Origin of the sequence: Parabacteroides leei, from assembly GCF_023369805.1 — a bacterium.
GTDB lineage: Bacteria > Bacteroidota > Bacteroidia > Bacteroidales > Tannerellaceae > Parabacteroides > Parabacteroides leei.
Genome location: NZ_JAMBQG010000001.1, coordinates 206,768 through 223,930 on the forward strand (window position 1 = coordinate 206,768; position 17,163 = coordinate 223,930).

Here is a 17,163-nt window from a genome sequence, read left to right on the forward strand (position 1 = left end):
AAAAAGGTAGAAAAACGGGTAGGCATCCATTTATAAAGCGATGCCTACCTGTTTCTTGTTCGGTATTTACCCGTTCCTGGCTTGTTTATAGCTTCAGTGCTTCCAGTAGCTTGTTGACTGCTGCGGCTGCTGTCGGCTCACTTTTCAGTAGTTGTACAAACTTGCTGCCGATAATGGCACCAGAGGAATTGGAGGCTGCTGCTTCGTAAGTAGCTTTGTTGGAGATACCGAAACCGACCAAACGCGGATTCTGCAGATTCATTGCGTTGATACGGCGGAAGTAGGCCTGTTTCTGATCGTCGAAACTTTGTTGTGCTCCGGTGGTGGCTGCACTCGATACCATATAGATAAAGCCGGAAGTATGCTCGTCGATCAGGCGGATACGCTCTTCGGAAGTTTCCGGAGTGATTAGCATGATCATTTTCAGATCATAGCGGTCGGCTGTCTCTTTGTAGTCGGTCATGTAATCGGCAAAAGGCAGATCGGGGATGATCACGCCGTCTATACCAACCTCTGCACACTTCTTGCAGAATGCCTCGAAACCGAATTGCATGATAGGGTTGAGATATCCCATCAGTACCAGTGGCATTTGAACTTCTTTCCGTATGTCTTTCAACTGGTCGAACAGGAGGTGGAGCGACATGCCGTTGCGTAACGCCTGTGTAGCCGCCTCCTGGATAACGATACCATCAGCCATCGGGTCGGAAAAGGGGATACCCACTTCTACCATATTGATGCCTTTTGCCTCCAACTCTTTCAGAATGGTTACCGTATCGTTTAATTGCGGATAACCGGCTGTAAAGTAAACGGACAGGATGCCGTTTTTCTTTGTTTCGAATAAATTTGTAATGCGATTCATATCCTTGTCTTTTTATTATTTCTTAATCTTATCAATAAACGTTTTTATCTTATCCGCATCCTTCATGCCCGGTTCGGTTTCAAACCCACTGTTCAGGTCGATACCAGCCAGTCGGGGATGCCGGAAATTCACGATGGCGTCTGCGCTGTCGGGGTTGATACCACCACTGAGCAGGAACGGTGTGTTTCCTTTATAAGAAGTGAGTACCGACCAGTCGAACTGTTTACCTGAGCCACCATAACCGTTGCATTTGGTGTCGAACAGGAAATAATCGGCACGTCCTTCATATTCGGAAGTCGGAGCCAGGTCGTCAATCGAGGCGATAGAGAATGCTTTGATAATTGTATAGCCACGCTTTTGGAGTGCGTAACAGGTGTCCGGTGATTCGTTGCCATGTAACTGTAAGTAGTCGAGTTTATACAGGTTGGCTGTTTCCATCATATACTCGGGAGTTGCATTGACGAAGACACCTACTTTTTTCAGTTGACGATTGATAGTTGGCAGTTGACAGTTGGAGGAGTGGTTGTTGTCGGTTTTCTTTAAACTGTCATCTGTCAACTGTCCACTGTCCACTGAACCAAATCGCCTTGGCGATTTGGCGTAAAAGATGAATCCCATCCAGTCGATTCCTGTCGCTGCTACCTGCCGGATATTTTCCGGGTCACGCATTCCACATACTTTGATCAGCATGGCAGATCTCCTATGAAAGCAGACAGGGTATCACCCGGCTGCCCGGTTTTCATAAATGTTTCACCGATCAGGAAACCACGGAAACCAGCTTCCCGAAGACGACTTACTGTTTCTGTATCGGAAATGCCGCTTTCGGAAACCAATAGAGGAGAAAGATCTTTTTCTCGGACTATCTCCTGCATCTTTTCTGCCAAATGGAATGAATTAGCGACATCGGTGTGGAAGGTTCCGAGATTACGGTTGTTTACGCCCAGCATGTCGATATGCGGATTCAGATATTCCAGTTCTTTTTCGCTGTGGACTTCCAGTAGTGTTTCCAATTGCAACGTATGTGCCAGTTCTGCCAATTCAAGGCATTGGTCCGGAGTGAGGCAGGCGGCAATTAATAATACGGCATCGGCTCCCATGACACGTGCCTGGTAAAGCTGATACTCATCTATGATAAAATCTTTTCGCAGCAGTGGAATATCGACCAATTTGCGTGCCAGGCACAGGTCACCCAATGAGCCGCCGAAGAATTGCGGGTCGGTAAGGATGGAACAAGCAGAAGCTCCGGCCTCTTTATAAGCTGGTACTATCTCTGTAATAGCCGCATCCGGATGTAACCAACCTTTGGACGGACTTTTACGTTTAAACTCGGCGATGATTCCCGAAGAGGAAGCCGCCAGCGACGCACGCATCGAATAGGTGGTGCGTTCAAGCCGTTCGCCGCCTAATGCCAGTAACGTTTGAAGGCGGACGGCCTGCTTTTGCCGTTCTACTTCAATGCGCTTGTTGGCTATGATGTCTTGTAATATATCTTTCATAATTAATCGTTTAGTGAAATGAACTTCTTCAATGTTGCCAATGCTTTTCCGCTTTCCAGCGACTCGCGTGCCTCGGCGATGCAGGTTTCAATCTTCTTTTCCGGGCAGATCACCTGGATGGCGAAGGCGGAGTTGGCAATCACGCAGTTCTTCTGTGCCGGGGTTGCCGTATTCCTCATTACGTTGTCGAATATCCGGGCGGCATCTTCTACGGTTTGTCCGCCGTCGAGATCGGCCTCGGTACAACGGGAGAAACCTAACATTTCCGGAGTATACAATTTTTCTTTTTCCGGCATAGCTACCTTAAACTCAGTCGTCAGGGATATTTCGTCGAACCCGTCCAGACTGTGAACGACAGCAAAACGTGTTCCGCTTTCCTGATATGTATAACTGTACAGACGAAGCAGCGGTAGGTTATATACACCCAGTAACTGATAAGCGGGCATCACCGGATTAACCAGCGGGCCGAGCATATTGAAGAAGCTACGTACCCCCAGGCTTTTGCGTACCGGAGCGACAGCCTTCAATGCGGGGTTGAACAAAGGTGCATGCAGGTAGGCAATGTGGCAGGCTTCCATCGATTCGCGAAGTTTGTCGATACTGTTCGTGAACTTAACACCGTGTTGCTCCATCACATTGCTGGCCCCACTCACGGAAGTAGCCCCATAGTTGCCATGCTTCACCACGTTGTAACCGGCTCCTGCCACAACGAAGCAGGAGGCGGTGCTGATATTGAATGTGTTTTTGCCATCGCCTCCGGTTCCTACGATGTCGATCGGTTTGAAATCGGTCAGGTCGACCGGTACACGCATTTCAAGCAGTGCTTCGCGGAAACCGGATAGCTCTTCTACGGAAATGTTACGCATCAGGAATACCGTGATCAAGCTGGCTATCTGTGAATCGTTATATTCTCCGGCTGCCATCTTTTGCAATATCTGTCGGGCTTCATCCCGTCCCAGATACTGATGTTCGAATAATCTGTATAATATATCTTTCATTGTGTTATGCTTTTAACCAGTTTTCAATAATGATTTTTCCTTTCGGAGTCAGCACCGATTCCGGGTGAAACTGAATACCCCTGACATCATACGTGCGATGACGTAAAGCCATGATCTGTCTTTCTTCCATATCTTCGGCTGTTATTTCCAGACAGTCGGGGAAGTTATCGCGCGATACGGCCCATGAATGATAACGTCCGGCACGAAATCCAGGTTCAAGACCGGCGAACAAAGGTTCTTTCGCTGTCACCCGGATATCGGAACATACGCCATGATGAACATCTGTCAAGTTAATAAGAGTCGCCCCGAAGGCTTCGCCTATCGCTTGTTCGCCCAGGCAGACACCCAGGATACTTTTGGTCGGGGCATACCGGCGGATCAGTGGGAGCAGGATACCAGCTTCTTCGGGGATACCGGGCCCCGGTGAAAGCAATATCTTATCGAAACGGTTTACTTCGTCCAGTGATATTTTGTCGTTGCGGTGCACTTCCACTTCTGCACCCAGCTCCTTCAGTATGTGTAGTAAATTGTAAGTGAAGGAATCGTAATTGTCGAATAATAATATTTTGCTCATAATCTTAGTTCTTTAAAGTTGCTGCCAGGTCGATTGCTTTTTTCAAGGCTCCCAGCTTGTTGTTTACTTCCTGAAGTTCACGTTCGTCGTTGCTTTTGGCAACGATGCCGGCGCCAGCCTGATAATATAATACGTTGCCACGGCTTACGAATGTACGGATGGTAATAGCCTGGTTCAGATCACCGTCCAGACCGATAAATCCGATACAACCGCCATAAGCGCCGCGGTTATGTTTTTCGAGATCGGTGATCAGTTGCATGGCACGCACTTTCGGTGCACCGCTCAAGGTTCCGGCGGGGAAGGTATCTATATAAGTCTTGACAGGATTGCTATTGCTGTCGACTTCTCCGCTCACACGGGATACGAGGTGGATAACGTGACTGTAATATTGTACTTCTTTATAGAAATCGACCTGTACGCTGTGGGCATTGCGGCTCAGGTCATTGCGGGCGAGGTCTACCAGCATCACATGTTCGGCATTTTCTTTCGGGTCGGCCAGCAACGCTTCTGTACGCTGTTTGTCTAATGCCACATTTCCCGTGCGGAAAGCGGTTCCGGCAATGGGGTCGATGCTTGCGTGTCCTTCTGTCACCTTACAATGTGTCTCAGGAGAAGAACCGAAGATGCGGAAACCGCCGAAATCGAAATAGAACAGATAAGGAGAAGGATTGACACTTCGTAAGGCACGGTATACCTTAAAGTCATCCCCTTTGAATGGTTGTTCGAAGCGGCGGCTCAATACGATCTGGAAAACATCGCCGCGCATGCAGTGTTTGATACCTTCGCGAACCATTGCTTTGTATTCGTCTCCGGTGATAGGAGAAGTTTCCGGACCTGTCGTCTGGAAGTTATAGGAGGCATAGTTGCGGTTTTCGATCAGTGTTTCTATTTCCTGCAGGTTGCTCTTTTCATCTTCCTGCAATAACTCGACTAATGTCAACTCATTTTTGAAGTGGTTGAATACAAGGATATACTTATATAATATGTATAGCATATCAGGCGCATCGTTTTCTTCGTGGTGAGCTTCCATGACCGGGATGTTCTCGAAGTAGCGGACAGCATCAAAAGCTGTGTAACCGAACAGGCCGCATACTTTCTTGTCAGTTCCTTCAATACTGTAACGGCCGAGGAAGTCATTCATTGCATCAGCAACGTTGTAACTTTCGGTGAGTGGAGTAACTTCGCGGTTTCCGTCGGGGAAAGTGGCTGTACACTCACCGTTGTTGATGCCGATACTTGCCAGCGGACAAAGGGCGATAAACGAAAGACTGTTTTCATTTCCGTGGAAGTCCGAACTTTCCAGTAAAGCCGATTCCGGATAGATATCCCGTACTTTCAAATAAATACTGACGGGAGTGTGCAGGTCGCCTAAAACCTGTTTGCTTATAGTTTTGAAATGATAATTTTTCATCGGTTACTTTCTGTTTTTATATTCAATATATGTATCCATATCCTTATCTCCACGTCCGGAAACAGTCAGTACGACCACATCTTCCGGTTTAAAATCCACCTTGGCGAGTGCCCCTAAGGCATGTGCACTTTCCAGTGCCGGGATAATCCCTTCCAGACGGGTCAGTTCGAATGCAGCTTCCAAAGCTTCGTCATCATCGACAGCCAGAATGGAAGCCCGGTGGGAAACAGACAGGTTTGCATGGATCGGTCCGATACCCGGATAGTCCAATCCGGCAGATATTGAATAAGGCTCTTCGATCTGTCCGTCTTCACTTTGCATCACCAAAGTACGAGCTCCGTGGATAATACCCTTTTTCCCCAGTTGGATAGTGGCGGCGCTCATTCCTGAGCAGATTCCTTTTCCTCCGGCTTCAGCCAGTACGAGTTTTACCCGTTCATCGTCAATAAAATGATAGATCGTTCCTGCGGCGTTACTTCCACCTCCTACACAAGCAATCAGATAGTCCGGATTTTCGCGTCCTTCCTGTTCGAGAAGTTGTTTTTTTATCTCTTCACTGATTACTGATTGCAGGCGGGCAACCATATCGGGGTAGGGATGAGGTCCAACAGTCGAACCAATGATGTAATACGTATCGGAAGGATGACAACACCAGTCGCGGATCGCCTCGTTCGTTGCATCTTTTAATGTCATATTACCGGAAGTAACGGGGACAACCGTTGCACCGAGCATTTCCATTTTTTGCACATTGGCATGCTGGCGTTCCACGTCGGTTTTACCCATATAGACGATACATTTCATATTCATCAGAGCACAGACGGTTGCGGAGGCAACACCATGCTGTCCGGCACCTGTTTCGGCGATGATACGTGTTTTACCCATGCGGCGTGCCAGTAGGATCTGGCCGATCGTGTTGTTGATCTTATGGGCACCGGTGTGATTCAGGTCTTCCCGTTTCAGATAGATCTTACAGCCATACTTTTCGCTTAGCCGTTTTGCCAGGTAAAGGGGAGAGGGACGGCCTACATAATCGCGCAACAATTGGTTGAACTCCTGCTTGAAACTCTCGCTTTCGAGTACTTCCAGATAAGTATTCTGTAATTCTTCCACACACCGGTGAAGTATCTCGGGAATATATGCCCCGCCGAACTCACCATAATAACCGTTCTTGTCAACTTGATACGTTTTCATCTTTTTGCTATTTTATTTTAGTTGTATTCCGTTTGCTTACAAAAGAAAAAAGGTCTGTCGCAAGTGCGACAGACCTTTCTATGATATCTTTCTCTAGTATATACACAGGACTGCGTTCCTTACGACCGTTTGAGGAGTAAAGAGCGCCACCACCAAAATGTATTTACTATAAATGTTCTCATCTTTGTTTTTTGTTATTACGGCAGCAAATATAGATATTCTCTGACAAACTGCAAATGATTTGATACTTTTTTTGAAAATATTTTATCTCTGCCTGTTTTGAATAAATGCTGTATCTTTGCCGTATGAAACAGACAGACGAATTCAGGTTATTTGTAAAAGAACATGCCGGTGACGATTTGACACGGTTACTGCTGAGTGCTTCCCGTTATCCTTCGGTGGATGTTCCCTTTGCAGTCGAACAGATTGCTTCCCGGCGTCAGATCAAAGACAAGTTACCTGTATGGTATACGAATGACGCCTTGTTGTTCCCCTCCAAAATATCGGCGGAACAATGTTCGTCCGAACAAACTGCTTTATATAAACAACGGTTGGTTGAAGAAAGCGATACCTTGTGCGATCTGACCGGAGGTTTGGGGATCGACAGTTATTATCTCTCCCTCAAAGCCCGTCATATCACCTATATAGAACGCTTCCCCGCTTACTGTGAGGCGGCACGCAATAACTTTTCCGTACTTGGAGCTGATAATATCACTATCGTGGAAGGAGACAGCACGGAATTGATTTCCCGCGTGCCTGAAATCAGTATTTTCTATATCGATCCTGCCCGCCGTGGTGAAGGCAATAAACGTGTTTATGCCTTACAGGATTGCGAACCGGATCTGCCGGCTCTTTTGCCCGAATTGTTCCGTCATGCTCCCAAAGTAATAGCTAAACTGTCTCCGATGGCAGATATTCAGATGACGCTGGATTTATTGCCGGGAACAACAGCTATACATATACTCTCTGTAAAGAACGAATGTAAAGAGCTTCTTTTTGTTGTAGAGCGCAATGCGGAAGTAGAATCACCCGTTATTCATTGCGTCAACTATAATAGTAATGGACGGGAAGAATCTTTTGTATTTACATTGCATGATGAACGCCGGCAAGAGTTACATTTGGCCGGCCTGATAAGAAAATATCTCTTTGAGCCCAATGCTTCCCTATTGAAAGCCGGAGCTTTTAAGAGTGTGGCAGCTCGTTTCGGTTTGGAGAAACTACAAGTAAGTAGTCACCTTTATACCTCAGACATACCGGTAGACGATTTTCCCGGTAGGCGTTTTGTCGTAGAAGAAGTTTATCCCTTTTCCGGAAAACTGTGTAAGAGGCTGGACAAAGAGATTCCGCAAGCCAATATCACTGTCCGCAATTTCCCGTTATCCGTTGAGGAACTGCGTAAACGTACAAAGATAGCGGATGGAGGAGATGTTTACCTTTTTGCTACTACCTTAGTTAACGGAGACAAAATATTGGTTAAATGCCATAAGTTTTAGCATCGTAAGCTTTCTAAAGTCTTCGATCGACAGATTTTATTTTTATATTTGCGACTGTTAAATCAAATACATGAAATGATACAGAAAGATTCTTACACTTCTGCGCAGTTGACCGCGATGGTTATACTGCGATTATTTATTGGTTGGCATTTTGCCTATGAAGGGTTGGTGAAGATCCTGAATCCAAAATGGACTTCATTGCCTTATCTGATGGATTCCAAAGGTTTTATGTCAGACTTTTTCTCCGGATTGGCTAGCGATCCGGCTATGATGAACATGGTCAATGCGCTGAACGAATGGGCATTGCTGTTGATTGGTCTGGGGCTGATTACAGGTGCTTTCAGCAAACTCTCTTCTATCGGGGCAATGATATTGCTTGCGTTTTATTATCTTTCCCATCCTTCTTTCATCGGTGCACAATATATGATGCCGTTTGAAGGTTCCTACCTGTGGATAGACAAGAATCTGGTCGAGATGGCTGCACTGGCTGTGCTGCTGGCTTTCCCCACCTCACATATTATCGGGCTGGATCGTTATCTGAAAAAGGCGATCCCCTTATTGTCTAAACTCAAACTAATGTAATATCATGGCAACAGAAAATAACAATAATACTCCGAAAGAAAACAAAGGCCCCGAATCGGAAGGCCGGCGCAATGCCCTGAAAACATTGGCTACCATACCCGTGTTGGGAGCATTGGGCTATGGCGTCTATAAGAAACAGCAATACGACAAAAAAACGAAAAGTCTGGGTAGCTCTTTCCGTTTCGATAAAGAACATTATATGATCCCCGCCCAGCCGGACGGAAAGAAGATACGTATCGGGATGATCGGTTTCGGTATCCGCGGTAAGCAGTTGATGCGTGCCGCCGGTTTCGCCGAACCATCCTGGATCGACGGACTGATCGAAGGGGCAAAGAACGACAGTAAGGACAAGCGTTACGAACAGTTCCTGCAACAGGACGACCTGAATATAGAAGTAACCGGCGTATGCGATATTTTCGATGTATATGGCGAAGCGGCTGTACTGGCTGCCTCCAACATCCACCGCGAAGGATCGAACGGTACTTTCGGTAAGGCTCCGAAACGTTACAGAACCTATCAGGAACTGTTGGCGGCCGACGATATCGACGCTGTTATCATTGCGACTCCCGATCACTGGCATAGTACGATGGCGATGGAAGCGGCTAAAGCCGGCAAGCATGTGTATGTAGAGAAACCTCTTTCGTGGACAGTTCCCGAAACTTATAAGGTACGGGAAGTCGTGAAAGAAACAGGTATTGTATTCCAGTTAGGCCACCAGGGACGTCAGACCGACAGTTATATCCGTGCCAAAGAGATCATCGACAAGGGGCTGATCGGTAAAGTATCCCTGATCGAAGTATGTACCAACCGTAACGACCCGAACGGAGCCTGGGTATATCCGCTGATCGACGGTGCTTCCCCCGAAACGATCGACTGGAAACAGTTCGAAGGGCCGGAAGAACGTATCAAGGAATATACCGACTATATGACATCTAATAACCTGCAACGGTATATCGGTCCTGATCCCCGCGACAAGTTCAGCCTGGAACGTTTCTTTCGCTGGCGTTGCTGGTGGGATTACAGTACAGGATTGAGCGGTGACCTGTTGACACACGAATATGATGCGATCAACCAGATATTCGATGTCGGTATTCCTCACTCGGCAACCTCTTCCGGTGGTGTCTATTACTTCAAGGATGGCCGTACCGTGCCGGATGTGTTGCAGACTACCTTCGAATTTCCGGACCGCGATATGACGATGTTGTACAGCGCCACACTGGCAAGCAACCGTCCGCGTGGTAAAGTCATTATGGGACACGATGCCCAGATGGAGCTTTCCAATACGATCACCCTGAAGGCCGATCCGGCTTCCGAGATCTATAAGGAGAAGATCGACAAGGGGATCATCAAACCGAACGAACCATTCTATACCTATGTGCCGGGGCAAAACTCGGTGGATGCCATCACGTCGCCTACGGAGTTGTATTTCGCTCAACGCGGTCTGCTTTATACGTATGTAAGCGGTAAACGTTACGATACGACTCACCTGCATATTCGCGAATGGTTGGAATGTATCCGCCAGAACAAGCAGCCCAGCTGTAATATCGATGCCGCATTCCAGGAAGCCATGACCGCCCACATGGGAACCCATGCTTATCTGGAAGGACGTACGATGTACTGGGATAAGGAGAAAGAAGAGATCGTAAGAGGGTAACTTATTATACCCATTGGCAGAATTAGTTTATTTCGATTCTCGCCAGAATTGAATGTAGTGTCGTTGGTAGGGGCGGTTCGCGAACCGCCCTTACAGGCGCCGTCACAATGGGACAGGCAGGTTCGACTGTAGGGACAGGTTTGGAACCTGCCCTTTGTGACAATGATTACGTCCTGTTGATATTGGGCGGTTCGCGAACCGCCCCTACAAGGTCTGTCATTTTGGTTCACCTTTTACTAGGTTTGTATCTTTAATAAGACACAGCTTTTATAAAAGGAGAACCGTGCGTTATGCAACTAAACACATCGGATTGATGGCAAAATATCACGAACAAGCCACTTTGTACAACAGAGACAAAGAAATAAATGCTCCTGACAGGTTACTTTTCTAAGAATATCCGGCAGCTAGTGGTGATGAAATCGGACTTTGCTTCCATCGGCTGGGACCTAATCGCGATGGAGACCGAGGTAAATGCAGGTGAAGTCCGAGCTAATCCGAATGAAGTCCCGGCTGATGGCAATGAAGTCCCAGGTAGTTGGAGTAGACAGGTAGGGAAGTACTAAAAAGATACAAATACGGCATACTAAATGGCTCTTTTTCTTCCGGAAGTTACTGTCGGTTAATACTTTCTCGACTAACATTGTGTTGCTCAAACTACATTCTTACTACCTTCTTTCTCAATTGCCTGCCGGAAGTATTCTCGCCGGTAATCTATCTGCAATCTTTATCTGCGTATACGTAATCAAAATGTCAATGCTTAACTCCGGCACAGCGGGATATTTGAATAGACCTCTGACCGTAAGTGCATACAACGAAAGGATTTCATGGGAGAATTATCAAAATGGTAAAATGACAAAATGATAAAATGATAAAATAACCGATAGCACAACCTTGTCTCCTCATGCTCGAAACAGAAAAACAAATCCGGCTTTTCCTGCTTATTGACATAGAATATCAACGAGATATTGAATTTGAACGAATAAAGAACGACAATCAAATCGAAAAACTTTTTCCTTTTTGCTTGTTTTATCCGCCGCTTCTCTATATTTTTGCCCTTGTACCCTGGTATAGCGTTACCGGTAAGTACGTTTTATTGATTACGGAAGCGTTTTAAAGATATTATCCAAGAGTTGAAACTTAGACAATTTCATAAACATCGGATAATATACAGGCTAAATGCTCACGTACCTTTTTTGTTATATCTATTCATAGGCATTACTATATGTATATGTTTGTATGGATTTACAAATAAAAGGGCGTGAGGGTAGCTGTTGTATATTGATGTTTAGGGCAGTCTAAGGCCTCAACTCTTGATATATCAACAGTCCTCGCGCCTCTTTTATTTTATAACCTATCCACTCCGGGGATTGATGGATATCAATTCATTTTCACATGAACAAAACATTACATTCAGGTGCAAGCCGTTTGCTGACGCTGGTTTCCGCGTTAGTATTCTCAGGTATTTTACCCGCTTGTACAGACGATGCAGAACGAGAACTGCCCGACAAAGGAAAAGGAGAAACGGCTACGCTGAAATTGTCGCTTGCCGTACCTCCGATAGTTGAGACAAAGGCCGTAATCTGTGAATCCGACTCCGCCAGCGAAGCACGTAAAGCAGGCTTCTACTACGAGATGCAGGTATTGACAACCGATACGGCAAAGACCATCACCACCAAAGCCGCTTCGTCACTAAAGAATATCTATGCTTTTTTGTTTAAGAGCGATGGTACGTTCAACGGGAAGGCTTCGCTTACAATGGCAAGTACAGGTTCAAGTGTGACGCTGGTGTTTACCAATATCGCAGATGCTTCTGCCACCAACGGTCGCTTGGTTATTATTGCCAATGATGCTGCCGGGGATAATTATACAAGTAATACTGCTTTTTCTACTTTTAATGGAAACTATGCCGCATTCCAAAATCTGACATTAACAAGTGATGTAACAAAAGACACGGATATACCTTATGTGGGTAGTGCAACGGTTACTTTATCAGGAGGTTCCTTTACTGCTGTACCAACCGTTCAGCTCTACCGCATGCTTGCCCAGATCAATTTGACTAACAATACTTTTTCCATCGAGGGAGGCCCTTCCCGTAATGCCATCAATTTGTATAATGCAGGAAAGATGTATTTCGGCACTTCCAATAATTATGACGGAACAGGCTCTACAGCAACTGCTTCGGGGCGATATAATACAACTGCCACTGCCGGGAAAAATACAAACGGTAATACCTGGTATGTAGGTGAGAACGTACAAACGACCGCTGATGCGGCTAAAACCGTTTATATCCGGCTGGGAACCGATACAAAGTCAGTAGCAGTCAATACAAATCCGGCAGTTGGGGAGGAATATATAGCCGGTGGCGGCTATGCCTTTACCTATGATGTTTATTTGAAAAATATTGCTTTACGGCGTAATAACATTTATAACATAACAGTCAACGTTAGCGGAACCCTGGCGAAGCATCTGGAATTGGCGGCTACTGCCAATTCAAATGTAACTGTTACCAACACTGTTGTAAAAGGGGGCCTAAACATCGGCCGATTCGGTGGTGCTTCGGGGTACACAACCGGAACAGGTGCTGCGCCGACAATAATCGGCTCTTATACGAAGAACCTGTTGTTACAGCCTAATACGAGTGGGACGACGGCAACAGATAATGTAACAAGAAAGTGGTCAGACAATACTTCGACTCAATATCAATCGGATACCCAAAAATACTGGGATTATACTTATACATTAAACTGTATAAATCAGACTGCCGGTTTAGCTTATGATTATTGCTATAATCTGACGATTGGCGGTGTCGCTAAAGGAACCTGGTATCTACCGACTCAAGCACAGTTGGCAGCAATATGGGAAATATTGAGAGGTATAGAGCAGAACGGCGCTTATGCGGACTACTCTGCGTTCTACACCGACATCTTCTGGAGTTCTTCGGAGGCCAATGCGACTAACTCGTGGTACGTGACTTTCGGTAATGGCTACGTGGACAATAATTTTAAGACCACTATGTTCAGGGTTCGTTGCGCCCGAGATCTTTAACTATTTATCTATATGTATTTGGTGGATATTTTCTAGTGTGTTCATCAATGTATGTAACGTTATTAAAAGAATATAGGAGGAATATAATTATGTATCGAATAAATAAAGTCTGTATCTATTTATTATTGTTGTTGATCTTCTCTGCCGGTTCAATGTCGGCACAGGTTGTTACTATGCCAAGCGGCTATCCGGTAATTGATTTAAGTGCTTTGAATCCGCTGGGGGCTGTGTTGTCATCTACAGAAGCGGCTTCCCGGCATGCGCAGATAAAACAGCAGACACCGTCAAATACAGATTTTTTGTCTGCCGGTAGTTCTGTATCCGGTCAGAATGGTAGCTGGAATGCCAGGATGTCAATAAAATATCAGGTGATGCGGGCTGATTTGGAAGTTACCGTTGACTGGGCTGCTGCCTGGAAGGCTTGTGCGTCGTATAATGGAGAAGGCGGTGGGACAGGTTCTTGGCGTTTGCCTACTCAACGTGAACTGCTGATGATATGGATATTGCACCCTCAGTTAATCGGAAAAGGCCACTTTACTGCGTTTTTCGCCGGCGGCTACTGGAGTGCTACGGAGTACAGCACTAACAACGTGTGGCGTGTGTACTTCGGTAATGGTACCGTGGGTACCAGCAATAAGACTAATTCGTTCTACGTTCGTTGTGTCCGGGATCTTTAACAATTACCTGTTTGTCAATTTAATTCACGCTCAGTCAAATTTCCTGCTTACACATAGCGATTACTAACAAAACAAATATGTTTATAGTAAAAAACTGTTGCTATCGGTTGTAGTATCATTGTTTTTTGTTTGGATACTACTTCCGATAGCTCACATTCTACATTGACAGATTGACTCATTGTTTTACATAAATAGCATAATAATCAACTGTGCCGATATCACCCTGATAAACATGGATAGGGGATAAACCGTAGCGTAGGCTACCGAAGGTTCGTCGCCTTCCACTGTCGTATTGGCATAAGTCAGCGCCATAGGATTCGCCATACTGCCGCAAAGCATTCCGACATTATGTGCATAATCGAGTTTGAGGAATTGGGAGGCGATAAAGCCGACTATCAGTACCGGTACGATGGTCAGCAGGAATCCCAGTCCGATCCATAACAGACCTTCCGTCCGGAATACCGTTTCGAAAAAATGAGCTCCTGAATCGATTCCCAGTCCCGCCAGATAGATCACGATACCCAATTGACGCAACATCAGGTTGGCACTCATTGTTGTATAAGTTGTCAGATGAAAGCGTGGACCGAAGGCTCCCATCAGGATACCGACAATGATCGGGCCACCGGCAATACCCAGTTTAATAGGAGTAGTCATCCCCGGCAGCATAATAGGCAGCGAACCAAGCAGGACACCCAGCGAGATGCCGATAAATACGGCCAGCAGGTTCGGGTTGTCCAGGCGTTTGATCTCATCACCCAGTATCTTTCCTACATTATTAACCGCATTTTTTTCACCGACGATCGTCAGGCGGTCACCGATCTGCAAGCGCAGATTTGTATCGGCTATCAGGTCGATACCGGCACGGTTGACACGGGTGATATTGATACCATACAGGTTACGCAGGCGGAGCGATCCGAGCTTTACGCCGTTCACTCGGTTACGGGTCACGACGATACGGCGTGAGATCAGTTGCGAGTCGATTGCATTCCAGTCTATATCTTCTTTGTTCCAGTCTACATTTTCTTCTTCTCCGAAAAGGACTTTGATCGTTTCTGTGTCTGATTTTTGGGAGATGATCAAGAGGTGGTCGTCCTGGTGGAGGATCGTATCGGAGGTAGGAATACTGACTTTCCCGTTGCGCCATACCCGTGAGATGACAAAATGTTTCTCCGTCAACTTCATGATATCCTTGATGCTTTTATCGTAGATAGCAGGGTTGCTGATATGGAATTCGGTAATGTTGGGTTTAGAGTTATGTTTTTCCTTTTCGTCCGGCAGATTTTTATTGCTGAATACTTTCCGTAGCAGGATAATAGCCATGATCACGCCTACAACGCCCAGAGGATAAGCCACGGCGCAAGCCAGTGCCATGTCGGTCACTTCTTTATAATCGGCAGGATTCACCTGTAGTAAAGCCTGTTGGGCAGCTCCCAATGCCGGCGTGTTGGTTACAGCCCCACAGAGTAATCCGACCATATTGGGTAGCGAAACACCTGTGGTCCAATGCAGGACAAGCGTCATGATCAACCCTAGCAAAATAACGCCCAGCCCCATCATATTCATGGCGACACCGCCTTTCTTCAGTGAAGAGAAAAAACCCGGGCCGACCTGTAACCCCAGGGAATAAACAAACAGGATCAAACCGAAACTCTGTGCAAAGTTCAGCATATCCTTATTGACTACAATCCCGAAGTGTCCGGCCATGATTCCGGCAAAGAAAACAAAGGTGATACCCAGTGATATACCGAATATTTTCTGTCTTCCCAGAAACAGTCCCACCGCAGAAACCAGTGAGATCACGATAACAGCCTGCAACATCGTCGGCTCAAAAAAAGCTTCCTGCAACCAATCCATATCCGTGTTATTTGTTGAGGATGCAAAGATAGGGCTTTATTTTGATAACAGGCGAAATAATGGAGTAATGTGGGAATAGAGGAATGGGGTGGGAACAGGAAAATGTAAAAGGGCAGGTTTAGAACCTGCCCCTACAAGGTTGGTATATATTTACTTGCCGAATAACTGTACTTGTAATTTCTTTTCCGGGCTGACAATCATATTGTCTATCTGATAGCTGACCGACTGACTGCTTTCATTTTTAGGAAGAATAACCAAGACCGTTTCTCCTGCCGGTACTTCGATCGTTTCCGGGTAGCCATTGGCATTTTTGTCGATTTTCTTTAACAGGAAAGGGACATCTGTGTGGTTGACGATGCTCTGGTAAGAACGTTCGGGAGTGGTGTGATGGATCGGTTTCACTTCGATGGAGGCCTGGAAGAACTTCCGCAGCAGGTCCTCTTTTCCCATCAGGGTATCGTAAAACCATATCAAAGTACGGCGGTCGAAGAGCGCTTCACGGATTCCTTCAGTTGTGCGGTCTTTTGATAGGACAAGCGTCATCGGACGGTGGCCAGTGGTGCGGAAGTCATATAAACGTTCGATTACGTCGTGTATGTCGGTGTTACAAAGCAGGGTCAGGTTCTTTTCGTTCACCCAGTTCAATGCCACCGGATACCATTCGAACTCGTTGAAAACCTCGATACCGTTCAGCCAACCTTTTTGGTAGAGTGTCTCGTGCACTTCGTGCCACTGGATAGAGTCGACTCCCCATCCCGGATGATTCCACTGGATGAAGGCTCCCTGGTTGTGTGCTTCTTCAATTGCTTTCATATAATCCTTTTGGTCGAGAGCATTCACATCTTTGACGAACAAAGCATTCAAATGGCCGGGAGGCATCGAGCGGGTGATTTCACCCCCTTTGATAAGGATGATTTCCCGGCGTGCTGCTTCCTCCCGGGCCAGGTCGAAAGAGTAGTTATGATTACCTTTTTCGATGGCCGGGCGTGCCGGTTGTCCTTCGATATGGTCGGTGATGGCAATCGCATCCAAACCTTCCTCCCAGGCTTCCTGCACCCGCAGGGTCGGCCAGACGATACCGTCGGAGAAGATGGTGTGGATATGGAAGTCGCATTTCAACAGGTTGTACCCGTCGATCTGCGGCAGGCGAATCTCCTTGCGGGCCTTTACCCGTTCTTTTCCAGCTTTAATCTGTTTGGGCAGTGCTTCCTGCGCATTTGCACATATACCTGCCGCCAATAATGATAGTGCGATCAATACGTTTGTTGTCTTCATATTATATTTTATATTACCTTATTAAATAATTCTCTATTCTCAATTTTCAATTCT

General features: G+C 46.2%; 14 protein-coding genes. 5 read left to right on the plus strand and 9 right to left on the minus strand.

Annotated elements, in window-relative coordinates; genetic code table 11:
- Window positions 1-85: 85 nt before the first annotated feature.
- From trpA to trpB, 7 genes are read right to left on the minus strand one after another with little or no spacing between them, the layout of a single operon-like run.
- Window positions 86-859, minus strand: coding sequence for a tryptophan synthase subunit alpha (gene trpA, locus M1P97_RS00875; RefSeq protein ID WP_249388124.1), 774 nt, complete (start codon window positions 857-859; stop codon window positions 86-88).
- A gap of 15 nt (window positions 860-874) precedes the next feature.
- The gene (locus M1P97_RS00880) at window positions 875-1,549 is read right to left on the minus strand and encodes a phosphoribosylanthranilate isomerase (protein WP_195374366.1); all 675 of its coding nucleotides are present in this window, start codon (window positions 1,547-1,549) and stop codon (window positions 875-877) included.
- Window positions 1,543-2,355, minus strand: coding sequence for an indole-3-glycerol phosphate synthase TrpC (gene trpC, locus M1P97_RS00885; protein WP_249388125.1), 813 nt, complete (start codon window positions 2,353-2,355; stop codon window positions 1,543-1,545). The genes M1P97_RS00880 and trpC overlap by 7 nt, the downstream gene beginning before the upstream one ends.
- Window positions 2,356-2,357: 2 nt before the next feature.
- Window positions 2,358-3,353 carry an anthranilate phosphoribosyltransferase gene (trpD, locus tag M1P97_RS00890; protein WP_249388126.1) on the minus strand — a complete coding sequence of 332 codons (996 nt, stop codon included), beginning with the start codon at window positions 3,351-3,353 and terminating at the stop codon, window positions 2,358-2,360.
- 4 nt (window positions 3,354-3,357) lie between these two features.
- Window positions 3,358-3,927, minus strand: coding sequence for an anthranilate synthase component II (locus tag M1P97_RS00895; protein WP_249388127.1), 570 nt, complete (start codon window positions 3,925-3,927; stop codon window positions 3,358-3,360).
- 4 nt (window positions 3,928-3,931) lie between these two features.
- Complete coding sequence (locus tag M1P97_RS00900) at window positions 3,932-5,338, minus strand: anthranilate synthase component I family protein (protein WP_195374362.1); 1,407 nt, start codon at window positions 5,336-5,338, stop codon at window positions 3,932-3,934.
- A gap of 3 nt (window positions 5,339-5,341) precedes the next feature.
- Complete coding sequence (trpB, locus tag M1P97_RS00905) at window positions 5,342-6,529, minus strand: tryptophan synthase subunit beta (RefSeq protein WP_195374361.1); 1,188 nt, start codon at window positions 6,527-6,529, stop codon at window positions 5,342-5,344.
- A 305-nt stretch (window positions 6,530-6,834) separates the two neighbouring features.
- Between trpB and M1P97_RS00910 the strand changes: the two genes are divergently transcribed.
- The 5 genes from M1P97_RS00910 to M1P97_RS00930 all read left to right on the plus strand — a co-directional run bounded on the left by M1P97_RS00910 (window position 6,835) and on the right by M1P97_RS00930 (window position 13,980).
- Window positions 6,835-8,022 carry a class I SAM-dependent methyltransferase gene (locus M1P97_RS00910; protein WP_249388128.1) on the plus strand — a complete coding sequence of 396 codons (1,188 nt, stop codon included), beginning with the start codon at window positions 6,835-6,837 and terminating at the stop codon, window positions 8,020-8,022.
- 75 nt (window positions 8,023-8,097) lie between these two features.
- On the plus strand, window positions 8,098-8,604 hold the full coding sequence (locus tag M1P97_RS00915; RefSeq protein ID WP_249388129.1) for a DoxX family membrane protein: 507 nt from the start codon (window positions 8,098-8,100) through the stop codon (window positions 8,602-8,604).
- 4 nt (window positions 8,605-8,608) lie between these two features.
- On the plus strand, window positions 8,609-10,258 hold the full coding sequence (locus M1P97_RS00920) for a Gfo/Idh/MocA family oxidoreductase (RefSeq protein WP_195374358.1): 1,650 nt from the start codon (window positions 8,609-8,611) through the stop codon (window positions 10,256-10,258).
- A gap of 1,392 nt (window positions 10,259-11,650) precedes the next feature.
- Complete coding sequence (locus M1P97_RS00925; protein ID WP_249388130.1) at window positions 11,651-13,303, plus strand: DUF1566 domain-containing protein; 1,653 nt, start codon at window positions 11,651-11,653, stop codon at window positions 13,301-13,303.
- An 89-nt stretch (window positions 13,304-13,392) separates the two neighbouring features.
- Window positions 13,393-13,980: an Lcl C-terminal domain-containing protein gene (locus M1P97_RS00930; RefSeq protein WP_249388131.1), complete on the plus strand. Its 588-nt coding sequence runs from the start codon at window positions 13,393-13,395 to the stop codon at window positions 13,978-13,980.
- A 183-nt stretch (window positions 13,981-14,163) separates the two neighbouring features.
- Here M1P97_RS00930 and M1P97_RS00935 read toward each other — a convergent pair whose 3' ends face one another.
- Together M1P97_RS00935 and M1P97_RS00940 are read right to left on the minus strand one after the other, a co-directional pair.
- Complete coding sequence (locus M1P97_RS00935; RefSeq protein WP_249388132.1) at window positions 14,164-15,834, minus strand: putative transporter; 1,671 nt, start codon at window positions 15,832-15,834, stop codon at window positions 14,164-14,166.
- 150 nt (window positions 15,835-15,984) lie between these two features.
- A complete protein-coding gene (locus M1P97_RS00940) occupies window positions 15,985-17,109 on the minus strand; it encodes an Sb-PDE family phosphodiesterase (protein WP_195374356.1) in 1,125 nt (374 codons plus the stop codon).
- Window positions 17,110-17,163: the final 54 nt, after the last annotated feature.

Bases quoted from the DNA above. Each gene is read 5' to 3' on its own strand.
- trpA (WP_249388124.1), bottom strand. From the start codon at position 859: ATGAATCGCATTACAAATTTATTCGAAACAAAGAAAAACGGCATCCTG.
- M1P97_RS00880 (WP_195374366.1), bottom strand. From the start codon at position 1,549: ATGCTGATCAAAGTATGTGGAATGCGTGACCCGGAAAATATCCGGCAG.
- trpC (WP_249388125.1), bottom strand. From the start codon at position 2,355: ATGAAAGATATATTACAAGACATCATAGCCAACAAGCGCATTGAAGTA.
- trpD (WP_249388126.1), bottom strand. From the start codon at position 3,353: ATGAAAGATATATTATACAGATTATTCGAACATCAGTATCTGGGACGG.
- M1P97_RS00895 (WP_249388127.1), bottom strand. From the start codon at position 3,927: ATGAGCAAAATATTATTATTCGACAATTACGATTCCTTCACTTACAAT.
- M1P97_RS00900 (WP_195374362.1), bottom strand. From the start codon at position 5,338: ATGAAAAATTATCATTTCAAAACTATAAGCAAACAGGTTTTAGGCGAC.
- trpB (WP_195374361.1), bottom strand. From the start codon at position 6,529: ATGAAAACGTATCAAGTTGACAAGAACGGTTATTATGGTGAGTTCGGC.
- M1P97_RS00910 (WP_249388128.1), top strand. From the start codon at position 6,835: ATGAAACAGACAGACGAATTCAGGTTATTTGTAAAAGAACATGCCGGT.
- M1P97_RS00915 (WP_249388129.1), top strand. From the start codon at position 8,098: ATGATACAGAAAGATTCTTACACTTCTGCGCAGTTGACCGCGATGGTT.
- M1P97_RS00920 (WP_195374358.1), top strand. From the start codon at position 8,609: ATGGCAACAGAAAATAACAATAATACTCCGAAAGAAAACAAAGGCCCC.
- M1P97_RS00925 (WP_249388130.1), top strand. From the start codon at position 11,651: ATGAACAAAACATTACATTCAGGTGCAAGCCGTTTGCTGACGCTGGTT.
- M1P97_RS00930 (WP_249388131.1), top strand. From the start codon at position 13,393: ATGTATCGAATAAATAAAGTCTGTATCTATTTATTATTGTTGTTGATC.
- M1P97_RS00935 (WP_249388132.1), bottom strand. From the start codon at position 15,834: ATGGATTGGTTGCAGGAAGCTTTTTTTGAGCCGACGATGTTGCAGGCT.
- M1P97_RS00940 (WP_195374356.1), bottom strand. From the start codon at position 17,109: ATGAAGACAACAAACGTATTGATCGCACTATCATTATTGGCGGCAGGT.